Origin of the sequence: Xenorhabdus bakwenae (assembly GCF_030272115.1) — a bacterium.
Taxonomy (GTDB): Bacteria; Pseudomonadota; Gammaproteobacteria; order Enterobacterales; family Enterobacteriaceae; genus Xenorhabdus; species Xenorhabdus bakwenae.
The window spans coordinates 1,003,314-1,016,261 of sequence record NZ_CP119194.1; the positions used below are offsets into that span (position 1 = coordinate 1,003,314).

Annotated in this window: 16 protein-coding genes; 14 read left to right on the forward strand and 2 right to left on the reverse strand. The window is 41.9% G+C overall.

The genetic code is table 11. The features are described 5' to 3' along the window. Positions 1–54: 54 nt before the first annotated feature. From PXH59_RS05640 to PXH59_RS05660, 5 genes are all read left to right on the forward strand, one after another. Positions 55–1,500 carry a hypothetical protein gene (locus PXH59_RS05640; RefSeq protein WP_285810739.1) on the forward strand — a complete coding sequence of 482 codons (1,446 nt, stop codon included), beginning with the start codon at positions 55–57 and terminating at the stop codon, positions 1,498–1,500. Positions 1,501–1,502: 2 nt separating this feature from the next. Beyond that, positions 1,503–1,844 (forward strand): minor coat protein, encoded by a 342-nt coding sequence (locus PXH59_RS05645; RefSeq protein ID WP_285810741.1) that lies wholly within the window; start codon positions 1,503–1,505, stop codon positions 1,842–1,844. Beyond that, the gene (locus PXH59_RS05650; RefSeq protein WP_285810742.1) at positions 1,844–2,902 is read left to right on the forward strand and encodes a zonular occludens toxin domain-containing protein; all 1,059 of its coding nucleotides are present in this window, start codon (positions 1,844–1,846) and stop codon (positions 2,900–2,902) included. Before PXH59_RS05645 ends, PXH59_RS05650 begins: the two co-directional genes overlap by 1 nt. Beyond that, positions 2,883–4,148 carry a secretin GspD/PilQ domain-containing protein gene (locus PXH59_RS05655; RefSeq protein ID WP_285810744.1) on the forward strand — a complete coding sequence of 422 codons (1,266 nt, stop codon included), beginning with the start codon at positions 2,883–2,885 and terminating at the stop codon, positions 4,146–4,148. The genes PXH59_RS05650 and PXH59_RS05655 overlap by 20 nt, the downstream gene beginning before the upstream one ends. Positions 4,149–4,881: 733 nt before the next feature. Beyond that, complete coding sequence (locus PXH59_RS05660; protein ID WP_285810745.1) at positions 4,882–5,040, forward strand: hypothetical protein; 159 nt, start codon at positions 4,882–4,884, stop codon at positions 5,038–5,040. 533 nt (positions 5,041–5,573) lie between these two features. On the opposite strand, the gene PXH59_RS05665 is transcribed toward PXH59_RS05660, so the two are convergent. Beyond that, positions 5,574–5,969, reverse strand: coding sequence for a negative control protein of sporulation (locus PXH59_RS05665; protein WP_285810729.1), 396 nt, complete (start codon positions 5,967–5,969; stop codon positions 5,574–5,576). Positions 5,970–6,129: 160 nt separating this feature from the next. Further along, positions 6,130–6,327, reverse strand: coding sequence for a hypothetical protein (locus tag PXH59_RS05670; protein WP_285810731.1), 198 nt, complete (start codon positions 6,325–6,327; stop codon positions 6,130–6,132). A gap of 127 nt (positions 6,328–6,454) precedes the next feature. On the opposite strand from PXH59_RS05670, the gene PXH59_RS05675 reads away from it, so the two are divergent. The 9 genes from PXH59_RS05675 (at position 6,455) to PXH59_RS05715 (ending at position 12,669) form a co-directional block, all read left to right on the forward strand. Beyond that, a complete protein-coding gene (locus PXH59_RS05675; protein ID WP_285810732.1) occupies positions 6,455–7,738 on the forward strand; it encodes a phage/plasmid replication protein, II/X family in 1,284 nt (427 codons plus the stop codon). An 18-nt stretch (positions 7,739–7,756) separates the two neighbouring features. Beyond that, positions 7,757–8,050: a DNA-binding protein G5P gene (locus PXH59_RS05680; RefSeq protein WP_285810735.1), complete on the forward strand. Its 294-nt coding sequence runs from the start codon at positions 7,757–7,759 to the stop codon at positions 8,048–8,050. A gap of 69 nt (positions 8,051–8,119) precedes the next feature. Next, positions 8,120–8,194, forward strand: a complete 75-nt coding sequence (locus tag PXH59_RS05685) for a tail virion protein G7P-2 (protein ID WP_434223361.1) — start codon at positions 8,120–8,122, stop codon at positions 8,192–8,194. 115 nt (positions 8,195–8,309) lie between these two features. Continuing rightward, on the forward strand, positions 8,310–8,513 hold the full coding sequence (locus PXH59_RS05690) for a major coat protein (protein WP_434223362.1): 204 nt from the start codon (positions 8,310–8,312) through the stop codon (positions 8,511–8,513). Between the two features lie 61 nt (positions 8,514–8,574). Beyond that, positions 8,575–10,020 (forward strand): hypothetical protein, encoded by a 1,446-nt coding sequence (locus tag PXH59_RS05695; protein WP_285810739.1) that lies wholly within the window; start codon positions 8,575–8,577, stop codon positions 10,018–10,020. A 2-nt stretch (positions 10,021–10,022) separates the two neighbouring features. After that, positions 10,023–10,178: a hypothetical protein gene (locus PXH59_RS05700; RefSeq protein ID WP_285810746.1), complete on the forward strand. Its 156-nt coding sequence runs from the start codon at positions 10,023–10,025 to the stop codon at positions 10,176–10,178. A 16-nt stretch (positions 10,179–10,194) separates the two neighbouring features. Then, the gene (locus PXH59_RS05705) at positions 10,195–10,365 is read left to right on the forward strand and encodes a DUF5455 family protein (protein WP_285810748.1); all 171 of its coding nucleotides are present in this window, start codon (positions 10,195–10,197) and stop codon (positions 10,363–10,365) included. Next, complete coding sequence (locus PXH59_RS05710) at positions 10,365–11,423, forward strand: zonular occludens toxin domain-containing protein (protein ID WP_285810742.1); 1,059 nt, start codon at positions 10,365–10,367, stop codon at positions 11,421–11,423. The genes PXH59_RS05705 and PXH59_RS05710 overlap by 1 nt, the downstream gene beginning before the upstream one ends. After that, entirely contained in the window at positions 11,404–12,669 is a 1,266-nt protein-coding gene (locus PXH59_RS05715; protein WP_285810744.1) for a secretin GspD/PilQ domain-containing protein, read from the forward strand. The genes PXH59_RS05710 and PXH59_RS05715 overlap by 20 nt, the downstream gene beginning before the upstream one ends. Positions 12,670–12,948: the final 279 nt, after the last annotated feature.

Consider the following 12,948-nt stretch of genomic DNA (forward strand, 5'->3'; position numbering starts at 1 on the left):
TTTTCTTCAGGGAACGAAGGGGCTTGTGCCCCTTTTTTTGATCTGGGGGTTTATATGCGGCTTATTTTTTTATCTCTCTTGATCGTCCCTTTTTTTTCTTATTCTTCAGATTTAACGGCAGAACAGTGTAAAGCTAGGTCTGCTTTTACGGGAAATATGACGAACGTCTGGAAAGAAAAAGGTGCTGACTATTCGTATACCCGTTATGCCAATTTTGAAGGCTGCCTGTATTCTCTTTCTGGTATTTCTGTTTGTAATGGCGAGGATGCTTCTTCTTGTCATGGGGATTGGACACCGGTTGGCGCAGTTAAAGAAGGAGGCTCCGGTGATGGGGCTGATGAATCAGGGGCGAAGGGTGATGGGGGCGTTTCTGGTGTATCAGGTGGGAACGCGGGGTTAACTCCGTTGGAGATGGGGAAATTTGTGGCGGTTCCCGATCCGGCTGCGGTTGTTTTACCTTCTGGGGCGGAGCTTGCGGATAGTATTGATGATAAACATGCGATTTATACTAAAGCGGGAGCAAATGGATATATTCTTGGGGATAATGCGGATGCTGTTGCGCTATCCGGTATACTCAGTGATATTAAATCGAATTATATTCCGGTTGATTTGTGGTTTAATCGTACTGATGATTATGGTCATCGTGTTCGGTTAAAGACTAATGAACAAAAAATATATTATCGGCTTAATGAAAAGAAAGTTTCCCCTTTGGAACCCAACTTTATTAATTATGAGTATGAAATAAAGACTCATTACACGAATTACGATCCGAGTAATGTGTGTATTTATGATGAGGATACCGCCACAACACGCTGTGATGAATCTCGTCTTATCGCGCAGTCTTCACATGAATCTTCGAATGTTTATACCCTGCAAGTGATGCCAAATATGAATGCCCTGGGCGGGAGGAATAAGGATTCTTCGGGTTCTGCTAATGGTGATCATCATTCTTCTGGTAACAGCGGTAATACTACTTCTGGTAATAAAGATAATGGTTCCTCTGGTCAGGGTGGCAATGGGATAAGTGGTTTTGGGATGGATAGTTTTGATTATGAACGGATGTCAGATGCGAATAAAAATGCCATGACAGAAGAGTATGACGAATCACGCATTAAGTCGGGTATAACCTCGGAATTTGAATCTGTGTCGTCTTCGTTGATGGCGGCATTTAATAATCATATTGATAGTGTGTCGGGATTAATTCAGGGCGGCGGTCAAATTGGCGATGAATTTCAGGAATCAGCGGGATATATGTCACAGGTCGGCAATGGGGATAAATCTTCCTTAATTGATAATTTTATGAAAGGGGGGTTATTTCCAGCCTTGCCTTCTGCCATGGAATGCAGGCCGATAGTGTTTGGTGAAGGGAAACAATATGAATTCATGATTGATTGTAAATATCTTGATATTTTTAAAAATATTTTTGCCTTTATTCTTTATTTTTGGACGTTTGTAACAATTTACGATACGTTCACATCTATTCTGCGTAATAAGGGGTGATCATGCCTGCGTTACTGGGGATACCCGTCTTAATTCGCTTTTTAGGCTGGCTGCTGTCTTTTTTAATCGGTTATTTAGTCAAGTATTTTACGTTGGGTATTGCCCGTATTGCGTTGGCGATTGGCCTTTTTTTGGGATTACTGGTTGGCCTGAATAGTTTATTGGTTTCTTATTTGTCTAATTTGGTTGCCGTATTGCCGCCTGAGATTAGTGGGGCAATTTCTTCTGTTTTGCCTGCTAATGCGATGCCGTGTTTATATGCGATTTTTTCTTTAAAAGCAGCAGTGTTTATTTTTGATGTGAAAGATCGCGTTATTTCTTACCTTGATTGGAATAAATCATAATGGCGGTTTATGTTGTTACCGGAAAATTAGGCTCAGGGAAAACGCTGGTTGCCGTGGGTAAGATTCAGGACAAGATAGTATCAGGGTGTAAGGTGGCTACGAATCTGGATTTACGGGTGTTTAATCTGCCCCGTGTGGGGCGGTTTGCTAAGTCACCGCGTGTGATACGGATTCCTGATAAGCCGTCTTTGGTTGACCTTGAGTATATTGGTCGGGGTAATGAGTCGTATGATGAAAATAAAAACGGGTTACTGGTACTGGATGAGTGTGGGACGTGGTTTAACTCGCGTTCGTGGTCGGACAAACAGCGCCAATCAGTAGTAGACTGGTTTCTTCATGCCCGTAAGTTGGGCTGGGATATTATTTTCTTAATTCAGGATCTTTCGATTATGGACAAGCAGGCGCGTTTAGCCCTTGCTGAGCATGTCGTCTATTGTCGTCGGCTGGATAAGATAACGATCCCGTTTATCGGGGCGATTTACAGCCTGATAACAGGGGATAAAATGCCCTTGCCAAAAATTCATGTTGGCATTGTGAAATATGGGGATTCGCCCCAGTCAATGACGGTTGAGCGCTGGACATACACGGGGCGTGATTTGTATTCATCGTATGATACCAAACAGGCTTTTTCTGATTCGTATGAGCAAGGTGTTTATTCTTATTTAACGCCTTATTTGTCTCATGGTCGTTATGCTTGCCCGCGTAATTTGAGTTTTTATATGCGTCTGACAAAAATTTATTTCAAACGATTTTCTCGTATTGCTGTTTTTATTATTGGTTTTTTAATGAGTGTCATTTTTAATTTTATTTCTCAGGATAATTCTGTTGGTAATATTCCTGCTTTGGAGGTTAAAGAAAATAAAAAATTTCCATTGGATAAATTTAAAATTACATCTTCTTCGCGTTATGGAGTTGAGATTAATATGATTTTTTCTGATGCAAAGGGAAATGAAATCACGTCTAAAGAATTAGTTCAGAATGGTTATGACATTGAATTTATGGATGCGTGTCATGTTGTTATCTTGAAAGGAACTCAAAATGAAAAAATTGGCTGTTAATGTATTGCTTTTTCTTTCGGTCACGTTTTCTTGCTTTGCATGGTCAGAACAGGTTGAATTAAATAATGCCTCATTGCGGGATTTTGTGGCATGGTATTCGAAGGAAGCGGCACAAGCGATTGTGATTACGCCTGATGTGAAAGGTGAGATAACCGTTTATTCTGCGGATGTCACCAAAGAGAACATCACGGATTTCTTTGTTTCTGTATTGCGGGCTAATGGGTACGATTTTTTTCCTGGTGAGCCGGCTATTGTGGGTAAGTATCAGCCCGTTCCTGAGCAAGTCGAATCGGAGGGTTTTTACCGTGAGGCTTTCCCTGTTTTGTCTGGGGGGGCTGATGCAGCGGTTGATTTGGTCACGCGGACTTATAAGATTAATCATGTGAGGGCGAAAGATTTAGCCCCGGTGATTGACATTTATTTGAAGTCGGGGCGGGTAGCGGGCGTTAAAGCGTTTCCGTTCGATGGGGCAAATATATTGGTCGTGACAGCACCTGAAACACAACATGAGCAGCTAAAAACCGTTTTGCCTGATATTGATGTACCGCGTGATCAGGTGTTGATAGAGGGCTTGATGTTTGAAACCACGGAAGGGAAAGCGTTTGATTTCAGTTTTTCCGCTGGCTCTCAGACCGGAACGGTAGCAGGGGGTGTGAATACAGACAGACTGGCGTCCGTTCTGGCAGCAGCGGGAGGATCATTTGGGGTATTTAACGGGAATGTGTTGGGGCTGTCGCTTAAGGCCGTTCAGAAAGACAGTTCTTCGTCTGTGCTTTCCGTGCCGCGTATTCTGACGATGTCCGGTCAGCGGGGGTATATCTCAGTGGGGCAGAACGTGCCCTTTGTGACAGGGAAAGTCACGGGAGAGGCCGCCAGTGTGAATAATCCGTTCCAGACGATTGAGCGACATAATGTGGGCGTGTCTTTGGCAGTGACGCCCATTGTGACGGCTTCTGACAGGGTGATTATGAATATCAATGTCAGTGCAGACAGTATCAGCAGCTTAACCGGAGCCAGTGACATTATTACGAACCAGCGCCAGATTGAGACGACGGTGCATCTTGAGAGTGGGCAGACGTTGTTATTAGGGGGTCTTATTGACGACCGTGCTTCAAATGAAGACAGCTTTGTGCCGTTTATGTCCCGCATTCCGTTGATCGGGTGGTTATTCAGTTCTGAATCTGATGATTCGCAGAAGCGTGCGCTTTACGTGATGATTCATGCACGGGTTTTGCGATCTCTTTGATAGAATGATTAAGATAAAGCATTGGCCCGCGTTATAGACGCAGTCTGTGACGCGGGTTAATGCTTTATCGATAACGCCCATTTTTAGGCTGAATGACCGTTGATGTTTTTTCCCGTGACGAACGCGCCCGAAGTTATTGGATGAATAACGTGATTATGTTATTTTTTCACGTAGTCGAACAAACGAACAGTGTTCTTTCAATACTACAGGTAAAAGTTATCTGATGTTATATTGGCTATAATCTGGAATAAAACAGGGCATTGGATATTTTTGGTAAAAATATATGCAACAAATTATAGGATATGAGCAACTTGATATTTTCTAAGTAATTCATTACTTAGAGAATATTTTTATGTCTGTGAAAAATCAGAGTCGTGATCGTCTTCCAAACGGAAGATTAAAGTCTTATCGTCGGATAGGAAAGCGTTTTCCCAGTTGTAAGAAATGGCTTAGTAAAGCCCCATCTTGGTATCGTAATTTAATGATGACCAGACCAGAACGGCGGGAAGTAAAACAGCTTCTGTCTAAGGTACTAAATGGAAGCGATCCTGATGGTATGCCGTTTCCGGTTCATAATAAGCCGTTTGTATGGTTTTATTGAACGTTGTTAGTTTCGTCTGTATTTACGTTATCTTTATGATGTAAAGAGGTGTCAGGGATGACAAATCGCCGCTTTCAATGCAGTAAAATCAAAGAGAATAAATCATCATTTGTTATCGAAAAGGTAATGTAAATGAAGAAAATAATGACTTTCCGTGAAAAGCTGGAATTGAAAAAGAGAGAAGAAAATCCTGCGTTTATTAAAGCGTATGGAGAGGCTAAACAAGATTTAGAGCTTTACTTTCGGAGTGTTAGTGATGAATGCTGTTCTAAAAACTCAACTTCCGAATGAACCATTTTGAAAGCGTTATTAAGATCTCTGTTCCAGCGTCTAGATTTTAAACTGCGATTTGTTACCCCTGTTTGGTTTATGCCCGTTAGGGCATGTAAGGCGGCTCATCTGAAATTACTGGGGACACTGTTGTCAATTCGCCGATAAAACGGGGGGACTGATTGGGGAGCACTGACTATCCACTTCCTGCTAAGCCGTCTTTTAGCGGGCTGTCCGCACCCCGAAAGCCGGACGGTCGGAGACAAAAGAACGGTTCGGCTGGCACGGGACAATTTTTTTTTCAGTATAGAGGCGAAGTGATGAATTGCTTTTGGTGACCGGACTTCGTTGAGGGTCAGGAACGCGGCGCTGAACATGATGGGTAGGCATAATTACGTGACGATTTTCACGTAACAACATGAATAGCATCTTAGGTTCGCATAATGTATGACGCTATGTTACAAAAGGGTTCTCGCTTATTTCGGCAAAATAGCGATAGCCGAAATAAGCGAGGTTCGTCTTTAACATAGAGTGGATTAGGCGATCCAGTTAAATTAGGCTGTGCCTCCAATACTATTTTTCATATAGAATTCAGTAAATAATATATCTATTTCTCTTTCGGAAAATGCTTGCTGGACAGTGCCATTTGCTAAATTGAACCTCAGTCTGCTTATTGGCATGGAACGCATTTCTTTTATTATTTTTTCAGTTGGCTTATGTTTCTCAAACATCATAAGGGCAACATCAGATAGTTTTGGATCTGTTTTGTCTTCTATGCTTGATATGAATATTCCTGCTGCAATTAATTTTTTCTTCTTGTTCCGCATTCCAACAATGTAAGCGGTTTTTAGTATTTCATATGCTTCATTTGCTTTGAATCCGGTATCTACGTCATATCTTGTTTGTGTAGTATCTGTGTAAATACACAGTGCGATAGGGATGTTTAACATTGACTGTCCTTTTTGGGGTATTAGAAAATCAATTGCTGTGCAAATTTTGCCCATTAAAGAGTACATGACTCTTTAATTATGTACTCTTGTTTCAATTTGAAACGTGACTAGAGATTTTTGACTGCTATTAGTATGTTTATTGACAATGTCAGATTAATCTTTAGCTTTTCCGTGCCGCTTTTTTAGCGATGATGTCTTTTACAGCATCATCGAGATAATTATCTATCAGATAGCTGACCAGTTCGGACTGCTTTAGCAGTTCGCCTGTTTTATTACCGATTTCCAGAATCTTTCTCTTTAACTCTAATTTTCTGTCTTCGTTGATTCTTACGGTGGTATCTGCGCGTTTAGTCGTCATTTTAAAATCTCCAGTTTTTGACCTTTAAGCATATCGTATTTTCCATGAATATTTAGCGCATGCGTATTTACATCATATGAAATTTCTGTGTATCATGTGTGCATGGTGTAAATATTGAGATTTGTATATGATAGATCTTCTTGAGTTACAGATTCCTTTTAAGGACGAGTATGTGATCAAGACCTCTCGTGATATTGAACATGGGGGCGGCTCTATCGATTTGGTACAGATTGCGAAACTGTCGGGCTTGCGTCTTTCTGCGCGTGATGTTGAATTTGAGATAAAAGGGGATTTGTCCGTTCAGGGACTGAGCCATCCTTTTGAATCGTTACCCACGCATTTTGCCAGTTTGGGCATGAAAGTGTATCAGGGGACACATTTGATTTTTCCCCGCGTTAACCTGAAAGCCTCTCCGGCGAAATTATTGCAGGGGCATAATGTTTTTGGTTCGACAGATATCGCGTTATGTGGTGTTGAATTACTGGCTAATCTGGCGGCGTCACAACCTGAACTGTATGATTTATTGGATGTTGATAATACCGAAGTGTCAGAAATTCATACCACCTGTTCAGCGAGATTACCGTCTGAAACTATTTGTAAACAGGTCATTTCTTACCTGAAAAATATCAGTCATGGTCAGACAAAAGCGACTAAAGCGAATGACCATGAATCGACGGTGTATTTTAATCGTGGGTCAAAACACCGTGAACTGTGTATTTATTATAAGGCGTCTGAGGTAGCGAAACGCACGGAAGAGATCCAGCGGAAGTTGCGTAAAAATCCGACCGATGCGGCATTGCAATATCAGATGGCAGTGTTAAATGATAAACGGTTAATTGAATTTTCAAATAACCTGTTGCGGCTGGAAGGGCGGTTAAAAAAGCGGTTTTTACGGGACAATGATATTCCCGTTAAATTTTCGGATTTGTGTCTATATCAGGAACAGTACGAAGCGGATGGCAAGAGCCTAATTTATGATTTATGGATGAAAAGTTTTCATGATTTATTGATGGCGCTGCGAGGTGTGGAAATGAATATTTATGATGATGAGCATATTTTTAATTTATTGAAATCAACTTATTTTTCTATTACCCCGAAAGGGAATACGTCATATTCCAAAGCCCAGCGTGTATTTGGTTTTTATCGTCGGTTAGTGAATGAAGGGTATTCAAATGTACTCAGTTCAATGAGCAGAGTGACTTTTTGGCGTCATTTGGCTTTGTTAACCGATGTCGGCATCAGTAAATCACAGTTACAAAACTTAACCGGTGATAAAACCAACGTCATTCCGTTTTATAAAGTCATTAATATTGATTTTGCGCAGCAGCGCCCTGACTGGTATGTCGAACCCGTGAGCGTCTTCGAACGCCAAGGCAATGTATACGATTTTAAATTAGCAGCGAATGCTTAATAGATAGGATTTTAAATTATGTCTGAATTACCATTATTTCATACTGTTATCAGTGGGAAAGTTATCCGTATTAATTCGTCGAATGACGGTTATGTTTTTACAACAATTATATTGCCAGCACCAGACCCTTATTCAAAACCGCCTGTGGTTAAAGTGCGGTCGCGCAGAAAATTAGCCAGTATTGATTCAGAAGTCACTGAACTGGTTTGCCGTATTTCAGGTTTCGAGCGCTCATTTAAATATCATGATAAACAAACAGGGCAGCCTTCAGTGGGTCATAACGTCGAAATGTTTTTAGATTTAGTGGAATAAATTAAGTTATAACAATTTGATTAATGACAGGGTGAATAAATTATTATCCATGAATATAACTTAGCAGATATTTATAATTTGGCATTTAATGCCGGGCTTGTTATTTGTTTTGCGCTCGGCATGATTTCTGGAGGCCAAAGGTAATGGTGTCTTATTTCTTTGGCGCGTTTGTGTTGGGTTGGTGTCTTGCCCAGTCTATTTTGTATTTTAAACGGTTAGTTGAGGTGTCGACGTGAAAATTTTTATTGTTAAATCAGTTGTGGCGGTGTCTTCGTTGGCGGTGTCTGTGGGAGCATTGGCCGCGGAGGCCGGAGCGCCGGGTGCGGCAGCGAAAGCAGCCTTTGACCAGATGGTGTCTCAGACATTGGAGTATTCCGCGTATGCTTGGCCGTTTGCGATTGGGGTGACTGGATCGCTTATCGGCATTAAATTGTTCAAGAAATTTGTCAATCGTGCGTCTTGATGGTTTTTTTTCTTCAGGGAACGAAGGGGCTTGTGCCCCTTTTTTTGATCTGGGGGTTTATATGCGGCTTATTTTTTTATCTCTCTTGATCGTCCCTTTTTTTTCTTATTCTTCAGATTTAACGGCAGAACAGTGTAAAGCTAGGTCTGCTTTTACGGGAAATATGACGAACGTCTGGAAAGAAAAAGGTGCTGACTATTCGTATACCCGTTATGCCAATTTTGAAGGCTGCCTGTATTCTCTTTCTGGTATTTCTGTTTGTAATGGCGAGGATGCTTCTTCTTGTCATGGGGATTGGACACCGGTTGGCGCAGTTAAAGAAGGAGGCTCCGGTGATGGGGCTGATGAATCAGGGGCGAAGGGTGATGGGGGCGTTTCTGGTGTATCAGGTGGGAACGCGGGGTTAACTCCGTTGGAGATGGGGAAATTTGTGGCGGTTCCCGATCCGGCTGCGGTTGTTTTACCTTCTGGGGCGGAGCTTGCGGATAGTATTGATGATAAACATGCGATTTATACTAAAGCGGGAGCAAATGGATATATTCTTGGGGATAATGCGGATGCTGTTGCGCTATCCGGTATACTCAGTGATATTAAATCGAATTATATTCCGGTTGATTTGTGGTTTAATCGTACTGATGATTATGGTCATCGTGTTCGGTTAAAGACTAATGAACAAAAAATATATTATCGGCTTAATGAAAAGAAAGTTTCCCCTTTGGAACCCAACTTTATTAATTATGAGTATGAAATAAAGACTCATTACACGAATTACGATCCGAGTAATGTGTGTATTTATGATGAGGATACCGCCACAACACGCTGTGATGAATCTCGTCTTATCGCGCAGTCTTCACATGAATCTTCGAATGTTTATACCCTGCAAGTGATGCCAAATATGAATGCCCTGGGCGGGAGGAATAAGGATTCTTCGGGTTCTGCTAATGGTGATCATCATTCTTCTGGTAACAGCGGTAATACTACTTCTGGTAATAAAGATAATGGTTCCTCTGGTCAGGGTGGCAATGGGATAAGTGGTTTTGGGATGGATAGTTTTGATTATGAACGGATGTCAGATGCGAATAAAAATGCCATGACAGAAGAGTATGACGAATCACGCATTAAGTCGGGTATAACCTCGGAATTTGAATCTGTGTCGTCTTCGTTGATGGCGGCATTTAATAATCATATTGATAGTGTGTCGGGATTAATTCAGGGCGGCGGTCAAATTGGCGATGAATTTCAGGAATCAGCGGGATATATGTCACAGGTCGGCAATGGGGATAAATCTTCCTTAATTGATAATTTTATGAAAGGGGGGTTATTTCCAGCCTTGCCTTCTGCCATGGAATGCAGGCCGATAGTGTTTGGTGAAGGGAAACAATATGAATTCATGATTGATTGTAAATATCTTGATATTTTTAAAAATATTTTTGCCTTTATTCTTTATTTTTGGACGTTTGTAACAATTTACGATACGTTCACATCTATTCTGCGTAATAAGGGGTGATCATGCCTGCGTTACTGGGGATACCCGTCTTAATTCGCTTTTTAGGCTGGCTGCTGTCTTTTTTAATCGGTTATTTAGTCAAGTATTTTACGTTGGGTATTGCCCGTATTGCGTTGGCGATTGGCCTTTTTTTTGGGATTACTGGTTGGCCTGAATAGTTTATTGGTTTCTTATTTGTCTAATTTGGTTGCCGTATTGCCGCCTGAGATTAGTGGGGCAATTTCTTCTGTTTTGCCTGCTAATGCGATGCCGTGTTTATATGCGATTTTTTCTTTAAAAGCAGCAGTGTTTATTTTTGATGTGAAAGATCGCGTTATTTCTTACCTTGATTGGAATAAATCATAATGGCGGTTTATGTTGTTACCGGAAAATTAGGCTCAGGGAAAACGCTGGTTGCCGTGGGTAAGATTCAGGACAAGATAGTATCAGGGTGTAAGGTGGCTACGAATCTGGATTTACGGGTGTTTAATCTGCCCCGTGTGGGGCGGTTTGCTAAGTCACCGCGTGTGATACGGATTCCTGATAAGCCGTCTTTGGTTGACCTTGAGTATATTGGTCGGGGTAATGAGTCGTATGATGAAAATAAAAACGGGTTACTGGTACTGGATGAGTGTGGGACGTGGTTTAACTCGCGTTCGTGGTCGGACAAACAGCGCCAATCAGTAGTAGACTGGTTTCTTCATGCCCGTAAGTTGGGCTGGGATATTATTTTCTTAATTCAGGATCTTTCGATTATGGACAAGCAGGCGCGTTTAGCCCTTGCTGAGCATGTCGTCTATTGTCGTCGGCTGGATAAGATAACGATCCCGTTTATCGGGGCGATTTACAGCCTGATAACAGGGGATAAAATGCCCTTGCCAAAAATTCATGTTGGCATTGTGAAATATGGGGATTCGCCCCAGTCAATGACGGTTGAGCGCTGGACATACACGGGGCGTGATTTGTATTCATCGTATGATACCAAACAGGCTTTTTCTGATTCGTATGAGCAAGGTGTTTATTCTTATTTAACGCCTTATTTGTCTCATGGTCGTTATGCTTGCCCGCGTAATTTGAGTTTTTATATGCGTCTGACAAAAATTTATTTCAAACGATTTTCTCGTATTGCTGTTTTTATTATTGGTTTTTTAATGAGTGTCATTTTTAATTTTATTTCTCAGGATAATTCTGTTGGTAATATTCCTGCTTTGGAGGTTAAAGAAAATAAAAAATTTCCATTGGATAAATTTAAAATTACATCTTCTTCGCGTTATGGAGTTGAGATTAATATGATTTTTTCTGATGCAAAGGGAAATGAAATCACGTCTAAAGAATTAGTTCAGAATGGTTATGACATTGAATTTATGGATGCGTGTCATGTTGTTATCTTGAAAGGAACTCAAAATGAAAAAATTGGCTGTTAATGTATTGCTTTTTCTTTCGGTCACGTTTTCTTGCTTTGCATGGTCAGAACAGGTTGAATTAAATAATGCCTCATTGCGGGATTTTGTGGCATGGTATTCGAAGGAAGCGGCACAAGCGATTGTGATTACGCCTGATGTGAAAGGTGAGATAACCGTTTATTCTGCGGATGTCACCAAAGAGAACATCACGGATTTCTTTGTTTCTGTATTGCGGGCTAATGGGTACGATTTTTTTCCTGGTGAGCCGGCTATTGTGGGTAAGTATCAGCCCGTTCCTGAGCAAGTCGAATCGGAGGGTTTTTACCGTGAGGCTTTCCCTGTTTTGTCTGGGGGGGCTGATGCAGCGGTTGATTTGGTCACGCGGACTTATAAGATTAATCATGTGAGGGCGAAAGATTTAGCCCCGGTGATTGACATTTATTTGAAGTCGGGGCGGGTAGCGGGCGTTAAAGCGTTTCCGTTCGATGGGGCAAATATATTGGTCGTGACAGCACCTGAAACACAACATGAGCAGCTAAAAACCGTTTTGCCTGATATTGATGTACCGCGTGATCAGGTGTTGATAGAGGGCTTGATGTTTGAAACCACGGAAGGGAAAGCGTTTGATTTCAGTTTTTCCGCTGGCTCTCAGACCGGAACGGTAGCAGGGGGTGTGAATACAGACAGACTGGCGTCCGTTCTGGCAGCAGCGGGAGGATCATTTGGGGTATTTAACGGGAATGTGTTGGGGCTGTCGCTTAAGGCCGTTCAGAAAGACAGTTCTTCGTCTGTGCTTTCCGTGCCGCGTATTCTGACGATGTCCGGTCAGCGGGGGTATATCTCAGTGGGGCAGAACGTGCCCTTTGTGACAGGGAAAGTCACGGGAGAGGCCGCCAGTGTGAATAATCCGTTCCAGACGATTGAGCGACATAATGTGGGCGTGTCTTTGGCAGTGACGCCCATTGTGACGGCTTCTGACAGGGTGATTATGAATATCAATGTCAGTGCAGACAGTATCAGCAGCTTAACCGGAGCCAGTGACATTATTACGAACCAGCGCCAGATTGAGACGACGGTGCATCTTGAGAGTGGGCAGACGTTGTTATTAGGGGGTCTTATTGACGACCGTGCTTCAAATGAAGACAGCTTTGTGCCGTTTATGTCCCGCATTCCGTTGATCGGGTGGTTATTCAGTTCTGAATCTGATGATTCGCAGAAGCGTGCGCTTTACGTGATGATTCATGCACGGGTTTTGCGATCTCTTTGATAGAATGATTAAGATAAAGCATTGGCCCGCGTTATAGACGCAGTCTGTGACGCGGGTTAATGCTTTATCGATAACGCCCATTTTTAGGCTGAATGACCGTTGATGTTTTTTCCCGTGACGAACGCGCCCGAAGTTATTGGATGAATAACGTGATTATGTTATTTTTTCACGTAGTCGAACAAACGAACAGTGTTCTTTCAATACTACAGGTAAAAGTTATCTGATGTTATATTGGCTATAATCTGGAATAAAACAGGGCATTGGATATTTTTGGTAAAA